We start from the raw sequence: 19,311 nt of genomic DNA on the forward strand, positions 1-19,311 counted from the left end.
TCTTGATGAAATAACACTCTATTTTCAACCATGATGTTTAAACAAATAGTTAGTCACTTATTAGCGTTAATTATATTTAAAGTAATTAATAGCCTAATAAACAGACGAGGATTAATGCCCTTTTCTATCAAAAAACACACTTAAACAGCCGATTTTAAAATGTGATCGCAACAGCTTTATTCGCATTTACTTTGTTAATAAACAATTAATTCCACATCCAAAATTAAATATCTAAATAAAAACACTGCATACTTCCAAGCTAAGTACACTCTTATCAATAAAACTATTCTGCATATAATCCCTCGTAAATTAGATTCTAGTAAGTTTCGTCAAAAAAGCGTGCATAAAGTTCCCTAACTGCTAACTATTTAGAATGTATTATTCATAACTGAAAGTGCATAAAGTTTGTTAAAACCCTTAATTTTAAAGGGCTGCGGGATAAAAAACGATTTGTGATAGATCTCTAAGAATACCTGACTAGCAGGCGTAATATTAATTCCAGACAAGAGATATGAATAAATAATTCATTCTTCTCAACTGAAAATAAATAATTACTCTTAGCGATAAAAGTAATTCAAATATATAAGAGAGAGACGATCATGAGTAAGTTCTATGTAGGTTCTGAAATAGGTCAATTACGCCGCGTTCTAGTTCACCGTCCAAGACGCGCACTGACTCACCTAACACCCTCTAACTGTCACGATTTACTATTTGATGACGTACTGGCTGTTGAACGTGCTGGTAAAGAGCATGACGCATTTACTCAAACGCTGCGTGATCAAGGTGTTGAAGTTCTTCTTCTTACTGACCTACTAGCAGACACGCTAGCAGTGCCAGAAGCGAAAGATTGGCTTTTGAATCATCAAGTTTCTGATTACCGCTTAGGCAAAACCTTTGCTAACGATGTGCGCTGCTACTTGGGCGACTTACCAAACCTAGAACTAGCAAAAATCCTAACGGGTGGTCTGTCTTACGCTGAGATGCCAATGAAATCATCTTCAATGATGCAAGGCATGCACGCACCAACCGACTTCATTATCGAACCGCTACCAAACCACCTATTTACTCGTGACACATCTTGCTGGGTATACGGTGGCGTATCCATCAACCCGATGGCGAAACCTGCTCGTCAACGTGAAACCAACCACGTTCGCGCTATTTACCGCTGGCACCCAACATTTGCTGGCCAAGACTTCATTAAGTACTTCGGCGATGAAGAAAACATCAGCTACGACAACTCAACCATTGAAGGCGGTGACGTTCTTGTAATCGGTCGCGGTACGGTTCTTATCGGTATGTCTGAGCGTACAACAGCACAAGGTGTTGAGCACTTAGCATCTAGCCTATTCAAACACGGTCAAGCGAAACAAGTTATCGCAATGCAGCTACCAAAACACCGCTCTTGCATGCACTTAGACACCGTTATGACGCACATGAACGAAGATACGTTCTCTGTTTACCCTGAAGTGGTGAGTAAAGACGTACAGTGCTGGAACCTAACTGGTGATGAGTCTGGCGCAGTGAAAGTGAAAGAAGAAGGCTACTTCGTAACAGCTATCGAAAAAGCACTTGGCGTAGACAAGCTAAACCTAATCACGACCGGTGGTGACAACTTCCATGCAGAACGTGAGCAGTGGAACGATGCAAACAACGTTCTAACGGTTAAACCTGGCGTTGTGATTGGCTACGAAGGCAACACCTACACCAATGAAAAATACGATAAAGCAGGCATCACAGTTCTTCCTATCCCTGGAGATGAACTTGGCCGCGGTCGCGGTGGCGCACGCTGCATGAGCTGCCCAATTGAGCGTGATGGTATCTAATCACTAAGACGAAAACGGCCAAGTTGAATGATCTTAAATAATCTCAGCTTGGCCAAAATGAGAGAACACAATTATGACTAAGCAAACTGTTGTTGTTGCACTCGGCGGTAATGCCTTACTTCGTCGCGGTGAGCCGTTAGAAGCCGATGTTCAACGCCGTAATATTGAAACAGCGGTTAAAACCATCTCTGAAATCGCGAAAGTGTACAACGTGGTTCTAGTACATGGTAATGGCCCACAAGTTGGTTTACTGGCTCTGCAAGGTTTGGAATACAAAAAAGTAAACCCGTATCCGCTAGATGTATTGGGCAGTGAGACTCAAGGCATGATCGGCTACATGCTGATGCAAGAGTTCAAGAACTATCTACCTAACCGCAACATCTCGTGCATGTTGACGCAAATGACCGTTGATCCAAACGATCCTGCATTCGCCGATCCAACGAAGCCGATTGGCCCGATCTACGAAGAAGCGGAAGCGCGTGAATTGGCGGAGAAATTCCACTGGATCGTCAAACCAGACGGCCAACACTTCCGTCGCGTTGTGCCAAGCCCACGCCCTACTGGCATTGTTGAGCACGAAGCGATCACCCAACTTATCGATGCAGGCCACCTAGTGATTTGTACTGGCGGCGGTGGCATCCCAGTGAAAAAAGAGAACGGCAAATTAGTGGGTGTTGAAGCGGTTATCGACAAAGACATGTCAGCGGCTTTCTTAGCGAAACAACTGGATGCGGATGCACTGCTTATTTTGACCGACGCGGACGCTGTTTACCTTGATTGGGGCAAACCGACTCAACACGCACTGCGCAGCACCACACCAAGTGAACTGGCGAAATTCGAATTTGATGCAGGCTCTATGGGACCAAAAATTGAAGCATCGTGCGAATTCATTCAGCAAGGCGGCAAAGTCGTCGGTATTGGTGCACTCGAAGATGGTTTGCAAATCCTGCAAGGCTTGGCGGGCACCAACATCACCAAAGATTAATCTACTCGCGAGCTTTTCAAACCTTGCGAGAAAACTGAATCACCGTTTGAACTGAAATTAATACACAAAAATTGAATCGCGCTTTCTTGAATTTTCTTTCCCTGTAACAAGAAAGCGCCTAAATCTAAGAAGGAATACATCATGGCTTTTAACCTACGCAATCGTAACTTCCTAAAACTACTAGATTTCACTCCACGCGAAATTCAACACTTATTAGATCTTTCTATGGAGCTAAAAAAAGCGAAGTACAACGGTTACGAACAGCCAACACTAACTGGCAAAAACATTGCGCTTATCTTTGAGAAAACCTCAACTCGTACTCGCTGTGCATTCGAAGTAGCGGCATTCGACCAAGGCGCTCGCGTGTCTTACTTAGGCCCATCTGGCTCTCAAATTGGCCACAAAGAATCAATGAAAGATACCGCTCGCGTTCTTGGCCGTATGTACGATGGCATTGAATACCGCGGCTTCGGTCAAGAGATTGTTGAAGAGCTAGGCGCTTACGCTGGAGTTCCAGTATGGAATGGTCTGACTGACGAATTCCACCCTACACAAATTCTTGCTGACTTCCTAACCATGACGGAATACGGCCGTGGTAAACAACTGCATGAAATCAGCTTTGCTTACCTAGGTGATGCTCGCAACAACATGGGTAACTCTCTGATGGTTGGCGCAGCGAAAATGGGCATGGACATTCGCCTTGTTGCTCCAAAACAGTTCTGGCCACAAGAAGAACTATTGGCTCAGTGTCGTGAAATCGCAGAGCACACAGGTGGCAAAATTACACTGACTGAAGATGTTCAAGAAGGCGTGCAAGGTTGTGACTTCCTGTACACCGACGTTTGGGTATCTATGGGCGAAGCGAAAGAAGCATGGGCTGAGCGTATCAACCTAATGATGCCTTACCAAGTGAACATGGAAATGCTGAAAGCAACGGGTAACCCACATGTGAAATTCATGCACTGTCTGCCAGCTTTCCATGGCGAAGATACCACGGTAGGCAAACAACTTGCGGCTGAATATCCACAGCTAAAAGACGGTGTGGAAGTGACTGATGAGGTAGTTGAGTCTGAATACTCTATCGTGTTCGATGAAGCTGAAAACCGCATGCACACCATCAAAGCAGTAATGGTTGCAACACTAGGCAGTTAATTACCTAAACAGCTAAGAATCGAAACAACTAAGAAGTTAAGCACTCACTTGTTCGCGAGACATTGACAAGTTAAGTGTAATGACAGGGAAATGCGGGCGGCGAACTTGGGATTTAGCCCTTGGATAAAGCCCGCATTTTTTTTCATGTACTTGAGGGCATTATCGCCCCAAAAACCCTGAGATTTTCTGTTTCAACAAGGGCTTAAATCAAAGCAAAATGTAGAGGTTATTTCGCATAAAAATCCATTAAATGAATACTTTACAGAAAGTATTGCATGCCGTTTTTATCTGAGTATAATCCTCCGCAATTTGTCTTAAGAGAGCAAAAAATGAACTGCAATTCTGTCGCACATGATTGTCAAACTACACGCCAAAGAGTGGCGGTGGTGTCATTTTTATTTTGCTCTATTGATCGTTTCGAAGCCTCCTATTTTTAGGGGGCTTTTTTTTTGTCCGCAATTTGACTGTATGCATAGAAAAAGGAAGACCCGTTATGGCGCATTCGTTATTTAACAAGCACATCATCTCCATTCCAGAGCTCTCTCGTGATGAACTGGAGCTTATCGTCGATACTGCAGCAAGACTCAAAGCAGAGCCAAACCCAGAGCTGCTGAAAAATAAGGTGGTTGCGAGCTGCTTCTTTGAGCCTTCAACTCGAACTCGCCTTTCATTTGAAACCGCAGTTCAACGCCTAGGTGGCACGGTCATCGGTTTTGATAATGGCGGTAACACATCGCTGGCGAAAAAAGGCGAAACACTTGCCGATTCGGTACAGGTTATCTCTTCTTACGTTGACGCCTTTGTGATGCGTCACCCACAAGAAGGCGCAGCACGTTTAGCCTCTGAGTTCTCTAACGGTGTGCCAATTGTAAATGGTGGCGACGGTGCCAATCAGCACCCAACGCAAACCTTGTTGGATCTATTCTCGATTTACGAGACGCAAGGCACGCTCGACAACCTCAATGTGGCATTTGTTGGCGACCTAAAATATGGCCGCACCGTGCACTCATTGACGCAAGCACTATCAAAATTCAACAACGTGCGTTTCTTCTTTATCGCGCCAGAAGTGTTAGCCATGCCGGATTACATTTGTGAAGAACTGGAAGAGATGGGCATCCAATACAGCACCCACAGCAGCATTGAAGAAGTGGTGCCTGAACTGGATGTTCTGTACATGACTCGCGTACAGAAAGAGCGCTTTGATGCGTCAGAATACGCGCACATGAAATCGGCTTACATTCTGACGGCCGATACGCTGAAAGACGCTCGCCAAAACATGAAGGTGCTTCACCCACTGCCACGTGTCGACGAAATCACAACTGACGTCGATAAAACGCCACACGCTTACTACTTCGAACAAGCTGAAAACGGTGTGTATGCACGTGAAGCTTTATTAGCCCTAGTTCTAAACGACACTTTATAAGCAGGAGATACAGTCATGGTTAAACAAACTCAGCTACAAGTAGAAGCGATCCGTAATGGCAGCGTCATTGACCACATCCCTGCTCATCTTGGGATTAAAATTCTCAAACTGTTCAAGCTGCATAAAACAGAACAGCGCATCACTATGGGGTTAAACCTGCCATCATCAGCGCTCGGCAACAAAGACCTAATCAAGATTGAGAACATCTTTCTGACCAAGGAACAAGCCAACCAATTGGCTCTGTACGCCCCGCAAGCGACGGTCAATCAGATTGAAGAGTACAAGGTGGTTAACAAGCTAACATTAGTGCTGCCAGACCAAATCAACAGTGTCTACTCTTGCCCGAATAGCAACTGTATTTCGCACGGTGAGCCAGTCGAAAGCAGCTTTAAAGTGCAGCTAAAACAGGAAAACGTGCAGCTAAAATGTCACTACTGTGAAAAAGTATTCTCTCGCGAGATCATGAGTGAAATTCGCTAACCCTTAGCGCCATTATCACGGTCTCCAAAGCACCCTAATACCGATGGATATTTATGCCAAACTTGGAATAAATATCCATTTAACAAAAGAATAAAACTCCAAAATAAAAGCAATTAACTAGAATTTTATTTGGTGACCCCCTTCAAAAAGATAACTATTCTTTAGTGGTAGACTCAATGGATAGACGATCATACATCACGCATACCTTCCCTCTCTATTTCGGGATTCATCGGTAAGCCCTATTTAACAATCGTACTCTACGGCTTTGGGAGTACGCTCGGCGCTACGGACAAGCGATAACCACATGTTGACCTTAAGGAGTTGTTCATGAACCCAATCACTGAGCACGGTTGCTTGTATTCAGCTGAAGATAAAACACTGACTGCAGCGTGCAAACGCTTACTACAACAACAAAGCTTCTCGACCCAAAATCAACTGCGAGAGAAACTTGTCGATATTGGCTATACAGGTATCAGCCAATCGACCGTCTCTCGTATTTTGTCACAGCTTGGTGTTGTCAAAATTCAGAATGCTTGCGGTAAAAAGGTTTACTGCATCACGGTTGAAAGTGCACCGGTTCGTGTCGATGCATCCATCTCATCGCAAATCGAATTCATCACTCATAACCAAGCGATGGTCATCGTAAAAACTCATCCAGGTTGTGCACAACTAGTCGCAAGATTAGTTGATATCGACCCACACACTGAGATTATCGGCACCGTTGGCGGTAATGATACCGTGCTTATTATTCCAAAAGATACGATGAATATTGATGCTTGCGAACAAGTAGTAAAAGCACGCTTGGGTGTAGCTTAAATGTCTCTTTTACAAAGGCAAGTCACTCAAGTTGAATTGCAGCTCCCCACTCGATTACCCAATAAAATCGCTATCCCGCCTTAGGGGATATTTGTTTGCCGATGAAACTAATAGCAAACTATTACGGTCTGATTGAGTTAAGATACCTTCAACTCCATTTTGATGACTAAATAGTATGCGACGACTTGCCACATTACTTTTTGTTTGTGTTTCCCTATTCACCCAGCCTGCGTGGGCGCTATTTGGGAACGACAACGCCGAGCCAAGCTTCGGAGGCAATAACAATGGTTTTGTCCCTGTAGACCAAGCTTTCCCTTTCAATTACTACCAGCAAGACGACAAAGTCCTTCTCGACTGGCAAGTAAAAGAGGGCTACTACCTCTATCAACATAGCCTCTCGTTCACCGGGCAAAATCTCGCTATCGGTAATGTTGAATTAGAAGATGGTAAGCCGCACCAAGATGAATTCTTCGGTGAGGTGAGCATTTATACTCAGCCGTTATTCGTGCAAGTTCCTCTGCAGAGTTACCAAGATGGCTCACAGCTGATCGTTAAGTATCAAGGCTGTGCGGACGCAGGGTTCTGCTACCCACCAGAGACTCGTATCATCGACATTGAACCTTTCACAGCAACAGGTTCTGCTAATTCGCAAGGTAGTGACTCACAAGCTTCACCTTCTGCTGGCAACGAAACCGATGTTTCTACGCAACCAACATCTCCGAAAGCAGACGTTGTAAGTAACACGACTCAACAGCCAAATGCCCCTGTTTCAAAAGAAGCAGGCTTAGCCGATAAGCTCGGTGACAGTTGGTGGACCCCTCTATTATTCTTAGCACTCGGTGTTGGTTTAGCCTTTACGCCGTGTGTGCTGCCTATGTATCCGATTCTAACGGGTATCGTTTTAGGTGGTGGCAAACTCAGCCAAGGTCGCGCGCTGATGCTGTCCTTTATTTACGTGCAAGGCATGGCGTTAACCTACACCTTATTAGGTTTAGTGGTTGCTTCAGCAGGCATGCAATTCCAAGCCGCTATGCAGCACCCTTACGTGCTGATCGCGCTGAGTGTTCTGTTCGTGGCGTTAGCAATGTCGATGTTTGGCGTTTATAACCTGCAACTGCCAAGCAGCATCCAAACTTGGCTCAACAACCAAAGCAACAAGCAGCAAGGTGGCAATACCTTGGGCGTATTCGCAATGGGCGCTATCTCTGGCTTGGTGTGTTCACCTTGTACCACGGCGCCATTGTCAGGCGCACTGCTGTATGTGGCTCAGAGTGGTGACCTATTTACCGGTGCAATTGCTCTGTACGCGTTGGCTATGGGTATGGGTATCCCACTGATTTTAGTGGCAGTGTTTGGTAATAAGCTATTGCCTAAAGCGGGCAGCTGGATGAACAAGGTGAAGATCGTATTCGGCTTTATCTTGCTTGCCGCGCCTATCTTCCTGCTAGAGCGCATCATTCCTGAATTGTGGGCAACCGTGCTTTGGTCTGGCCTTGGCTTCATCGCCTTTGGTTGGCTTTACCACAGTAAGAATGCACTGCCATTTGGTGGCTGGAAGCAAAGCGCTGTGGGCATCATTGCGATGCTTGGCCTGTTCGCATCAGCTCAACCTGCGCTCAATTACTGGTTTGCAGAAAAGAGCGTGACGGTAGAACAACACATCCAATTTGCACGCATCAACACGGTTGAAGAACTAGAAATCCAGCTCATCGAAGCGAAGAAACTCGGTAAGCCTGTGATGCTCGACTTCTACGCCGATTGGTGTGTGGCATGTAAAGAATTCGAGAAGTACACCTTCCATCAAGCTGATGTGGAAAACAAGCTTTCTGACTTCGTACTGCTACAAGCCGATGTAACGAGAAACATGCCTCAAGACATTGAACTGCTTAAACAATTACAGGTGCTTGGCTTACCTACGATTGAGTTCTGGGATGGTGAGGGTAACCATGTTCCAAATGCTCGTGTAACCGGTTTTATGCCTGCCGATGTATTCTTAAAACACATGCAAAACCACCAGCTATAACGGCAATATTCACTAAAATATAAGCCGAATCGAAAGCCGCACCGCCCCTCCGTAACGAGATGGCAGTGCGGCTTTTTTGCTATTCAGAGTAACGCTTTCTTATTCCGGGGATAAAAGTCGATATGGTTCAGACTTTTAATGCATAGATATTGTCCACATACTCAATCAGGATGATAATAAATATTAACTAAATTGTTAAAAGTATGAACGTCATGGACTCGACCTATACCATCATCATTGCTGATGACCACCCTCTCTTTCGCAACGCCCTGTTTCAGTCAGTTCATATGGCGATCAGTGGTGCGAACCTGCTTGAGGCCGATTCTCTCGATGCCTTACTGACTCTGCTAAAGAAAGAAGGCGAGCCGGATCTATTACTGCTCGATCTGAAAATGCCGGGCGCCAATGGCATGTCAGGCTTAATTCAACTGCGCGCTGAATACCCAGATCTACCGATTGTGGTGGTTTCTGCCAGTGAAGATGCCAGCGTGGTCACTCAGGTGAAGAGCCACGGTGCGTTTGGCTTTATTCCTAAGTCGAGTGATATGCGTGAGTTGGTGAGTGCACTGAATCAAGTGCTGAATGGCGACCCGTTCTTCCCTGAAGGGCTTATCACCAATAATGCAGCGTGTAGCGACCTTGCAGAAAAGATTTCCACACTGACGCCTCAGCAATACAAGGTATTAGGGATGCTTTCTGACGGCTTGCTTAACAAGCAAATCGCGTATGAATTGAATGTTTCGGAAGCGACCATCAAAGCACATATGACGGCCATCTTCCGTAAACTGGATGTGAAAAATCGTACTCAAGCGGTTATCTTGCTACAAGAAGTCCACAATTAAGCTTCACTGATATCCTCTTCTAAAGTCGTCTTAGGTAAACATAAACCCAACCTGACGACTTTATGATCATCTATCTCTGCAACCACCCAAGTGATGTCATGCCACTCAAAGCTATCACCCAATACAGAGTGTGCGCCAAGCTCTTGAGCAACCAATTGTTTTAGCGTCATTTCTCGCTCTTCTTCCGAGCCAAGTTCAATACCATAACAATCACTCACTGCCGCAACTGATAGCTCAACATCCAAGAAGAAGTCACCAAAGAATCGTGCCGCCTCTTCTGCTAGAGGCGCCTCACTGAACAACGAACTTAAGCTGTCCAAATCTTTGTCTTGACCAAGCACACATAAGATATCGTTCGCCTCTAACACGGTGCTGCCTGATGGGTGAAGCAAGGCATCCTTTCTAAACAGTGCAGTAATTCGCGTTCCTTCCGGCATAGACAAACGCTTTAGTGGTTCGCCCACACACCACTTCTCTTCTTTCAGCTTGTAGACAAACATCTCCCACTCACTAGCAGGGTAAATTTCAATGCCAGTACGAGAAATCGGTGTCGGCGTTGGAGGTAGCGTCACTTGAGCCAATCTCGCGACTTTCATCAAGCTGCCGCCTTGAACAATCAGCGACACCATAACCACGAAGAACGCGATGTTGAAGTAAAGCTGAGCATTAGGCAGGCCAGCCATCATCGGGAACACCGCCAGAATGATCGGTACCGCGCCGCGTAGACCGACCCAAGAAACAAACCAACGTTCCTTGGTGGTAAAACTTCTGAACGGCAGCAAACCCAACCAAACCGACAGCGGACGAGCAAACAAAATCATACCGAAGGCCAGTGCCAGCGCAGGCAGAGCAATGTCCATCAACGTTGATGGCGTCACCAATAAACCCAATACCAAGAACATCACGATCTGGCTTAGCCACGTCATGCCATCAAGAACATTAAGAATCGAGTGTCGCGAGCGCGTCGGACGATTACCAATGAACAAGCCCACTAGGTAAATCGATAAGATGCCGCTGCCGCCAAGCATGTTAGAGAACGCAAACAGAGCCACGCCCCCACTGAGTACCAGAATGGAATAAAGGCCATCAGCCAATTGTACTCGATTGATTAAGCTCCATAGAACCCAGCCGCCGCCAATACCAACAAGAGTACCGATACCAAACTGCATCGCAAAACTTTGCAGTAGGAAGTTCATTCCCATCTCAGCGTCAGGGTTACCTAACAGCGCAATTAAGGTCACCGTCAGGAAGACCGCCATTGGGTCGTTAGTGCCCGATTCGATCTCTAGGGTTGAGCCAACACGCTCATTGAGACTCTGTCCTTTCAGCAAAGAGAATACCGCTGCCGCATCGGTTGAACCAACAATCGCCCCGACCAAGATGCCCTGCATTAATGACAAGTCAAACAGCCAAGCCGCCATTAATCCGGTTAAGGTTGCTGTACATGCGACACCTATCGTCGCCAGCGAGAGCGAAGGCCAGAAAGCGACCTTGAAGCTCGCCACCTTGGTTCGCATACCGCCATCCAACAGAATCACGGCAAGCGCAAGGTTACTCACCAAGTAGGTCAGTGAGTAATCATCGAAATGAATATTACCGGGTCCATCTTCACCCGCTAACATACCAACGAACAAAAAGATCAAAAGAATAGGAACGCCCAATCGAGAGGACACTTGTGAGAAAAGCACGCTGATGGCGATGAGTACGGCACCAGTCAAGAATAAGTGGTTAATGGTTATTGCGTCCAATTCGTTCCCCCAAAGAATAAAATCCGAGCTTTAAGCCTGTTGATCTTTTGCCACTAGCTTGTTGATCTTCTGCCGTTTAGCAAGGCACGGTCGGTGAAAGTGCCGTTGTTACTATAACAAACTTATGTTTCGCTTCGTGTCATAAGCAGGGCTAAATACCGTTTCTCGGTCATTTAGTTGTTAAATTTTATGACTCGCAGTCTAATTCATCCCTTTTTGTTAGACCTTTGGCTAATTTAACAACATTTTAACATCACATTTTTCTATGATTATGTCTCCTAGCTCCCATATTTCAGTACATTAGCGCTAATACCATCCCGACTAAAGTTGCACAGATCCCTTGACTTATCCTTGCTACATTCTAAATCGTAACATTACGTTAACACGCTATTTTACAAAACGGTTTCACAAAAACAGTTTCTACGAAAACGGAATAAAGGAGAAGGCAATGGCGTTCGAATCTACGGAACATGCTCAAGCCTACTGGAAGGAAAACTTGGGAATTATGGGAACACTGCTCGCGGTCTGGTTTGCGGTGTCTTACGGCGCTGGCATCTTATTTGTGGATGCCCTCAATACCGTTCAGTTTGGCGGGTTCAAGCTAGGATTTTGGTTCGCTCAGCAAGGTTCGATATACACCTTCGTGGCGCTGATATTTATTTACGTTGTCCGCATGAATGCGCTCGACAAAAAATACAACGTACAGGAAGACTAGAGGCTAGAACATGGATATTCAAACTTGGACGTTTATTCTCGTCGGTATTACTTTCGCGGTATATATCGGCATCGCAATCTGGGCTCGTGCAGGGTCTACTAGTGAGTTCTACGTTGCTGGCGGTGGTGTACACCCAGTAGCAAACGGCATGGCGACCGCCGCTGACTGGATGTCGGCAGCATCATTCATCTCAATGGCAGGTATCATCTCATTCGTTGGTTACGACGGTGCGGTTTACCTAATGGGTTGGACAGGTGGTTATGTACTACTTGCGCTATGTTTAGCACCTTACCTACGTAAGTTCGGTCAGTTTACGGTTCCTGATTTCATCGGTGAGCGTTACTACTCGAAAACGGCACGTATGGTAGCGGTATTCTGTGCAATCTTCGTATCGTTTACGTACGTTGCAGGCCAGATGCGTGGTGTGGGCGTTGTATTCTCTCGTTTCCTAGAAGTTGATATTAACCTAGGCATCATCATTGGTATGGGTATTGTGTTCTTCTACGCAGTACTAGGTGGCATGAAAGGCATCACTTATACGCAGGTAGCTCAATTCTGTGTCCTCATTTTCGCCTTCCTTGTTCCAGCAATCTTTACCTCAATCATGATGACAGGTAACCCACTTCCACAAGTTGGTATGGGCTCTACGCTATCAGGCACAGATGTTTACCTTCTTGATAAACTGGATGGACTGACCGAAGAACTCGGATTTACCGCCTATACCGAAGGTAACAAGAGCATGGTAGATGTATTCTTCATCTGTGCGGCTCTAATGGTCGGTACTGCGGGTCTTCCACACGTAATCATTCGTTTCTTCACGGTACCAAAAGTACGTGATGCTCGTATCTCAGCGGGTTGGGCACTACTGTTCATCTCATTGCTATACACAACAGCACCAGGCGTTGCAGCATTCGCTCGTGTAAACATGATCGAAACAATCAACGGCCCTGACATGCAAGGTGTCGCTGCAGCGGACGCACCAAGCTGGTACAAAAACTGGGAAAGCACTGGCCTAGTAGGTTGGGAAGATAAGAACGGCGATGGCAAAATGTTCTACTCGGGCGATGAGCGCAACGAGATGAAGATTAACCGTGACATCATCGTACTGGCTTCTCCAGAGCTAGCGAAACTACCAAACTGGGTTGTAGCACTGCTTGCAGCCGGTGGCCTAGCAGCCGCACTATCAACAGCCGCGGGTCTACTATTGGTCATCTCAACGTCGATTTCACATGACTTGTTGAAGAAAGGCTTCAGACCAAACATGACCGACAAGCAGGAGCTGTTAGCCGCTCGTCTGGCAGCCATGGTCGCGATTGTCGGTGCCGGTTACTTAGGTATTAACCCACCAGGCTTTGTAGCACAGGTAGTAGCGTTTGCCTTCGGCTTAGCCGCAGCATCCTTCTTCCCAGCGATTATCCTAGGTATCTTCTACAAGAAGATGAACAAGGAAGGCGCAATTGCAGGTATGTTGTCAGGTATTGCCTTCACAGCAAGCTACATCATCTACTTCAAGTTCATTAACCCAGCAGCAAGCACACCTGAAAACTGGTGGTTTGGTATCAGCCCAGAAGGCATCGGTACGCTAGGTATGTGTCTAAACTTCGTAGTATCGATTGCTGTAAACAAAGTAACTGCTGAAGTACCACAAGATGTACAAGATATGGTTGAGAACATCCGTTACCCGAAAGGTGCAGGTGAAGCTCACGACCACTAAGCACGACCATTAAACAAAGATGTTTAGCAAAAAATGAATCAGTACTTACATTGTAGGGATTAGGTACTGACTCCAGAAAGCCGATACTTCGTGTATCGGCTTTTTCTTTTTCTGCTCACTTTATAAAAAGATAAACAAAGGGTTGTTTTTAAAATTTTATTTGATAATAATTATCATTAACATCCAATAAAGAGATGCAGATGATGATGAAAGAGCAGCAGGTTCTCTATTCGAGATTTTACAAAGCACAGGATCGCTTTGCTTCATTAGAACAAGTTCAAGGCCATGAGCCGTTTGTAATTCGAGAGTATATCGAGTGTGCACTGACGCTTTCGGCTTACTATGAAAAGCATGCCGCTCAAGAAAACATCTTGTTGTGCGAGCTGTATCTACGCCAAGTTTTCTTTCATTTGATTGAAGCGATTGAGTCTCCTCAGCGCAGTTTCGCCTTTCGTCATATCTGCCTAGACTCTATTCACTCACCACTATTTTATTTGAAGCGCCACTACTGCCAGCAACCTCAAGGCCAAGCGCGTTTTTTGAATCTCAGCCAAACACTAAAACAAGTCCAAGCCCCACTTGGCTAACAAGGATAGAACATGACCCTACAATTTCGGATTGAAAAAGACAGCATGGGCGAAGTGAAAGTCCCTGCCGATGCGCTATACCAAGCACAAACTCAGCGTGCAGCGGATAACTTCGCGTTTAGCTCTCACAAGATGCCGACAAGTTTTATTCAAGCACTGGCGTTAATTAAACAGGCAGCGGCAGATACCAATGCTCAGTTAGGTCTACTGGAAGGTGATATTGCCAACGCGATAGCCGAAGCCAGCCAAGAGATCATTGAGGGTAAACACCTCGATCAATTCCCTATCGATGTCTACCAAACCGGTTCAGGTACCAGTTCCAACATGAATGCCAATGAAGTGATTGCTACGCTTGCCTCAAGAAGCTTGCAAGGCGACGTGAACCCCAATGATCACGTCAACATGGGCCAAAGCAGTAACGATGTGGTGCCAACCGCCATTCAAGTGAGCGTTGCTTTGATGGCTGAAAATAAGCTATTACCTGCATTAACTCACCTTTCTGAAGCACTCACCATCAAACAACAGGAACTTGCGGAGGTCGTGAAGACCGGCCGCACTCATCTAATGGATGCGATGCCAATGACCTTTGCTCAAGAGCTAGGTGGTTGGAAATTTCAGATAGAACACGCTAAGCAAGCAATAGAGAACACCCTGCCCGCTATCAAGGCTTTAGCACAAGGTGGTACTGCGGTTGGAACAGGGATCAATGCTGACCCACGCTTTGCCGATAAGTTTGCGAGTAACCTGTCTCAATCGACAAAGATCAGTTTTAGCTCGAGTGAAAACTTCTTTTTTAGCCTCAGCAGTCAAGACGCGATCGTTGCGCTGTCAGGTCAGCTCAAAACGGCAGCAGTTGCGATCATGAAGATCTCAAACGATCTTCGCTGGATGAACTCTGGGCCGTTGGCTGGCTTAGGGGAAATTGAATTACAGGCTCTACAACCAGGCTCATCGATCATGCCTGGCAAGGTAAATCCTGTGATTCCAGAAGCTGCAGCTATGGCGGCGGCGCAAGTCATTGGCAACGACACCACCATTACCGTAGCCGGACAATCAGGTAACTTCCAACTTAATGTGATGCTGCCAGTGATTGCTCATAACGTGTTGGAAAGTATTGAGTTATTGGCAAACAGCTCAGTCGCTTTAGCGGACAAAGCCATCGCGACCTTCACGATACGCCAAGACAATCTCGATTTGGCACTGTCAAAGAACCCAATCCTAGTGACCGCACTTAACCCTGTGATTGGCTACTTGAAGGCGGCTGATATTGCCAAGAAAGCTTACAAAGAAGGCTTACCAATTCTGGATGTCGCAGAAAGAGAAACCGATCTTAGCCGAGAAGAGCTCAGTAAACTGCTTGATCCAACCACACTGACACAAGGTGGCATTGCTGGTTAGTTATTGAATTAACAAGCGAATCGGCGTTCGCAAAAAAAACAGAGACAAAAAAGGCCTCATCTGAGGCCTTTTCACTATCCGCTCACGAACGTACTAATCCGAGCCTGTTAACCCAAACTAGCTCACTCGATTCAAGACCGCTCTTAACTTAAGTGGCTTCACTGGCTTGGCAATAAAGCGAAAGCTGTTGGCCTTTATCGCTGCCAACATGTCATCGGTTCTATCGGCACTAATGATGACCCCTTCAAAAGAGTCTCCGAGGCGCAAGCGACACTGCTGCAGGACTTCGAGACCCGTTCTGCCATTATCTAAACGGTAATCAGAGAAAATCACATCAGGTAGCCAACCCTCATCTAGGCACTGCAAGCTTTCGACCAAATCAACCGCCGTCTTAACCTCACAGCCCCAACGTCCGATCAGGTTTTCCATACCGACTAAGATTTCTCGTTCATTATCGACACACAATATCTTGAGATGTTCGATGTCGCTGGTCGCCATTGGCGTCGAAGCTTGCACAACTGGAGCCACTTTTTCCGCTCTAGCTAAGGTGATGGAAAAGACACTGCCTTGCCCCGGCCATGAGCGCATCGAAATTTGATGGCCAAGCACATGAGCAATACCTTTCGAGATAGCCAGCCCTAACCCCAATCCTTGATCGGCTCGTACTTGGCTGCCACGAGTAAACTCTTCAAAGATTTCTTGTTGCTTGTCTTCATCGATACCGGTTCCATTATCCCACACATCAATTCGAACCTGTCCATTCACTCTTCTCGCACCCAGTACCACTTTCCCTTCCGGGTTATAGCGGAACGCATTGGTCAAAAAGTTCTGAATCACACGCCTCAACAGCTTAGGGTCTGAATGAATGAACAATGACGACGGAATCATCTTAAACTCAATTTTCTGTTGTCTCGCTAGAGCGCTAAATTCCGCGTTCAAATTGGTTAATACGTCATGCACGGCAATCGCGTGAATGTTGGTTTCTAACTTTCCGGACTCCAATCGAGAGATATCTAGCAAGTCACCAATCAAATCTTCTGCGGCGCCAAGTGCACTCTCGATGTGAGATGACAATTGCTTCACCTCTTGCTCTTTTGCCACCTCAGACAGTGACGAAGCAAATAGACGTGCGGCATTGAGCGGCTGCATCAAATCGTGGCTTACCGCGGCTAGAAAACGACTCTTAGATTGTGATTCTTGATCCGAAATCTGCGTGGCTTTTACCAAGCGATGGTTCAGTTTTTCGAGTTCTTGAGTTCGCTCATGCACTCTCGATTCCAAACTTTCGTTGGCATCTTTTAGCGCTTGCTCTGCTTGTCGGAATACCGTGATGTCGGTAAAGCTCATCACAAAGCCACCACTTGGCATCGGGTTACCTTGCACTTCAATCACTCGACCATCAGGACGAATGCGAGAAGAGGTATGTCGAGTGCCTTGCTCCAAATGATAAACACGGCGACGCACATGATCTTCAGGGTCACCCGGACCACACAAACCTTGCTGAGCATTATGGCGAATCACATCGGAGATCGGCCTGCCCACTTGTATCAAACCAGCAGGGAACTCAAACAATTCTAGATAGCGCTGATTCCACGCCACCAGCCTCATTTGTTTGTCGATTACTGCGATGCCTTGGCCAATATGTTCAATCGCGCCTTGCAGTAAACCACGGCTGAAGTCGTACAGTTCCGAAGCTTCATCCACGATGGTCGCGACTTCTTCAAGCTGCATGTTTCTTCCCTGTAAAGCGGAAGTAAGTACTAACTTAGCAGACGAAGCACCGAATACTCCGGCGAGCACGCGCTCTGCGTGTCGAATCAGACTTGCAGGCGCTTGTTGATTAGGAAGCAGCGGCTGACCGTGTTGTTGCCAATAGCTGTGTAAGGCACTTTTGGCACGCTTACGGCCTACAAAACGCGACGCCAGCATCTCTAATTCAGCGACCGTCACTCGGTTCTGGTAAAGGCTGATATTCTCGTTTTCAGGCAGCGGCGTGCCAACAAATGCTGCTGATTGTAAGCGCTCACTTAGGCTTGGGCGAGTCGTCATCGAAACCACGGCATAGCACAAGGTATTAAGTACAATACTCAGCACAATGCCCCAGTTTGAACTGCTGATATTCCAGCTACTGAGCAGTTCTGGCGGCGTGATAATCCACAGTAAAAGGTTACTTTCACTGTCGCCAGCCAACATGCTGGTTTGGCTCATCAAGGTAATCAGCCAAATCAACGAGCCCACCATTAAGCCGACATACACGCCCTTGCGGTTACCCGGGCGCCAGTACAAACCACCAATAAGTGCTGGCGCGAATTGAGCAATCGCAGCAAAGGAAAGAAAGCCAATCGCTGACAGTGAATGGATGGTATCGAGCGCCTGATAAAACAGCCAAGCACCCAGTAACAGCAGTAAAATTAGCCCGCGGCGAATCACCAATAGCAGGCCAGAAAAGTGTCGATGGGTTCTTTGAGTTAGGCGCATACGGCGCAGTAACAATGGCATCACTAAATCATTCGACACCATGATCGCCAAGGCGATGGTCGACACTATCACCATGCCACTTGCCGCAGACGTACCACCAAGGAAAGCCAGCAAGGCAATGTGATTAGCGCCTTCTGACATTGGCACACTGATCACATAGGTATCCGCTGGCATACCAGTAAGTAGTCCTTGTCCTGCCCAAGCAATTGGCAGCACGAACAGTCCCATCAAAATCAGGTAAAGCGGAAACAACCAACGAGCGGTATGCAGGTCTTGAGGACGTTCGTTCTCTACCACCATGGTATGGAACTGGCGTGGCAGACAGACAATCGCCAACATGGTCAAAACGGTATGAATAATTAAGGTCGGAATATTGGGTGATTCGTAGGTGGAAGCCGCCACATCAAGCAAGTCGATCTTGTCGCTGCTCATCGCCAGATACATGATGAATAGGCCAACGATCAGGAATGCCGCGAGCTTAACGATGGATTCAAACGCCACCGCCATCATCATGCCACGGTGATGCTCTGTGTTATCAATGTGTCTTGTACCAAACAGCATGGTGAAAATAGCCAAAGCACCGACCACAAACCAAGACACATGATAGTCCTGATAACCGAAGTCAGCCGCTAGGTTGGGTGCAACAATATCCAACCCCATGGTAATACCACGCAGTTGCAGAGCAATATAAGGAAGGATACCAACCACGGCGATAACCGTCACCGCCACCGCTAAGCCCTGAGATTTTCCATAACGAGCCGCGATAAAGTCGGCAATGGAGGTGATATGTTCCCGCTTCGCAATCAGGATCAGCCGCGCCAAGATCCGCCAGCCTAGTGTAAAGACTAGAATCGGGGCGAGGTAAATGGGTAAAAAAGACCAAGGGTTGTTACTCGCCTGCCCGACCGTTCCATAGAAGGTCCAAGAGGTACAATACACGGCAATCGAAAGGCTATAGATCCACGGGCGCCAACGCGATAGCCAACGAACCTGCCTGTCTCCATACCAAGCGATCAGAAATAACACGCCCAAGTAGGCTAAAGAGACTGGAATTACTATCCATCCTTGCATTGAAAACCCTTTTTTCATCCATAAAAAAACCTCTCCATAAGGGAGAGGTTTCATTT

14 protein-coding genes are annotated in these 19,311 nt (G+C 46.5%); 12 read left to right on the top strand and 2 right to left on the bottom strand.

The window, feature by feature from the left end; all coding sequences use genetic code 11:
• Nucleotides 1–599 precede the first annotated feature (599 nt).
• The 8 genes from arcA (at nt 600) to AB4154_RS02515 (ending at nt 9,544) form a co-directional block, all read left to right on the top strand.
• A complete protein-coding gene (gene arcA / locus AB4154_RS02480) occupies nt 600–1,823 on the top strand; it encodes an arginine deiminase (protein WP_017062724.1) in 1,224 nt (407 codons plus the stop codon).
• A 73-nt stretch (nt 1,824–1,896) separates the two neighbouring features.
• A complete protein-coding gene (gene arcC, locus AB4154_RS02485; RefSeq protein WP_017062723.1) occupies nt 1,897–2,808 on the top strand; it encodes a carbamate kinase in 912 nt (303 codons plus the stop codon).
• A 141-nt stretch (nt 2,809–2,949) separates the two neighbouring features.
• A complete protein-coding gene (locus AB4154_RS02490; protein WP_017062722.1) occupies nt 2,950–3,960 on the top strand; it encodes an ornithine carbamoyltransferase in 1,011 nt (336 codons plus the stop codon).
• A 493-nt stretch (nt 3,961–4,453) separates the two neighbouring features.
• Nucleotides 4,454–5,383 carry an aspartate carbamoyltransferase gene (gene pyrB / locus AB4154_RS02495; RefSeq protein ID WP_004729720.1) on the top strand — a complete coding sequence of 310 codons (930 nt, stop codon included), beginning with the start codon at nt 4,454–4,456 and terminating at the stop codon, nt 5,381–5,383.
• A gap of 15 nt (nt 5,384–5,398) precedes the next feature.
• A complete protein-coding gene (pyrI, locus tag AB4154_RS02500) occupies nt 5,399–5,863 on the top strand; it encodes an aspartate carbamoyltransferase regulatory subunit (RefSeq protein ID WP_059021942.1) in 465 nt (154 codons plus the stop codon).
• A 327-nt stretch (nt 5,864–6,190) separates the two neighbouring features.
• The gene (locus tag AB4154_RS02505; protein ID WP_017063664.1) at nt 6,191–6,679 is read left to right on the top strand and encodes an arginine repressor; all 489 of its coding nucleotides are present in this window, start codon (nt 6,191–6,193) and stop codon (nt 6,677–6,679) included.
• A 175-nt stretch (nt 6,680–6,854) separates the two neighbouring features.
• The gene (locus AB4154_RS02510) at nt 6,855–8,702 is read left to right on the top strand and encodes a protein-disulfide reductase DsbD (protein ID WP_372122108.1); all 1,848 of its coding nucleotides are present in this window, start codon (nt 6,855–6,857) and stop codon (nt 8,700–8,702) included.
• A 212-nt stretch (nt 8,703–8,914) separates the two neighbouring features.
• On the top strand, nt 8,915–9,544 hold the full coding sequence (locus AB4154_RS02515; RefSeq protein WP_017062717.1) for a response regulator transcription factor: 630 nt from the start codon (nt 8,915–8,917) through the stop codon (nt 9,542–9,544).
• On the opposite strand, the gene AB4154_RS02520 is transcribed toward AB4154_RS02515, so the two are convergent.
• Nucleotides 9,541–11,292 (bottom strand): potassium/proton antiporter, encoded by a 1,752-nt coding sequence (locus tag AB4154_RS02520; RefSeq protein ID WP_017066561.1) that lies wholly within the window; start codon nt 11,290–11,292, stop codon nt 9,541–9,543. The genes AB4154_RS02515 and AB4154_RS02520 overlap by 4 nt on opposite strands.
• Before the next feature lie 448 nt (nt 11,293–11,740).
• Here AB4154_RS02520 and AB4154_RS02525 point away from each other — a divergent pair, with 448 nt between their 5' ends.
• The 4 genes from AB4154_RS02525 (at nt 11,741) to AB4154_RS02540 (ending at nt 15,706) form a co-directional block, all read left to right on the top strand.
• Nucleotides 11,741–12,007: a DUF4212 domain-containing protein gene (locus AB4154_RS02525; RefSeq protein ID WP_010435433.1), complete on the top strand. Its 267-nt coding sequence runs from the start codon at nt 11,741–11,743 to the stop codon at nt 12,005–12,007.
• A gap of 10 nt (nt 12,008–12,017) precedes the next feature.
• Nucleotides 12,018–13,721, top strand: a complete 1,704-nt coding sequence (locus tag AB4154_RS02530) for a sodium:solute symporter family protein (RefSeq protein WP_017062715.1) — start codon at nt 12,018–12,020, stop codon at nt 13,719–13,721.
• 200 nt (nt 13,722–13,921) lie between these two features.
• A complete protein-coding gene (locus AB4154_RS02535) occupies nt 13,922–14,308 on the top strand; it encodes a hypothetical protein (RefSeq protein ID WP_017068852.1) in 387 nt (128 codons plus the stop codon).
• A 12-nt stretch (nt 14,309–14,320) separates the two neighbouring features.
• On the top strand, nt 14,321–15,706 hold the full coding sequence (locus AB4154_RS02540) for a class II fumarate hydratase (protein ID WP_372122110.1): 1,386 nt from the start codon (nt 14,321–14,323) through the stop codon (nt 15,704–15,706).
• Between the two features lie 117 nt (nt 15,707–15,823).
• On the opposite strand, the gene AB4154_RS02545 is transcribed toward AB4154_RS02540, so the two are convergent.
• Nucleotides 15,824–19,255 (bottom strand): PAS domain-containing hybrid sensor histidine kinase/response regulator, encoded by a 3,432-nt coding sequence (locus AB4154_RS02545; protein WP_032545914.1) that lies wholly within the window; start codon nt 19,253–19,255, stop codon nt 15,824–15,826.
• Nucleotides 19,256–19,311 lie beyond the last annotated feature (56 nt).

The sequence above is a fragment of the Vibrio sp. 10N.286.51.B11 genome, from assembly GCF_041469245.1.
In the GTDB taxonomy this organism is placed as follows: domain Bacteria; phylum Pseudomonadota; class Gammaproteobacteria; order Enterobacterales; family Vibrionaceae; genus Vibrio; species Vibrio crassostreae_C.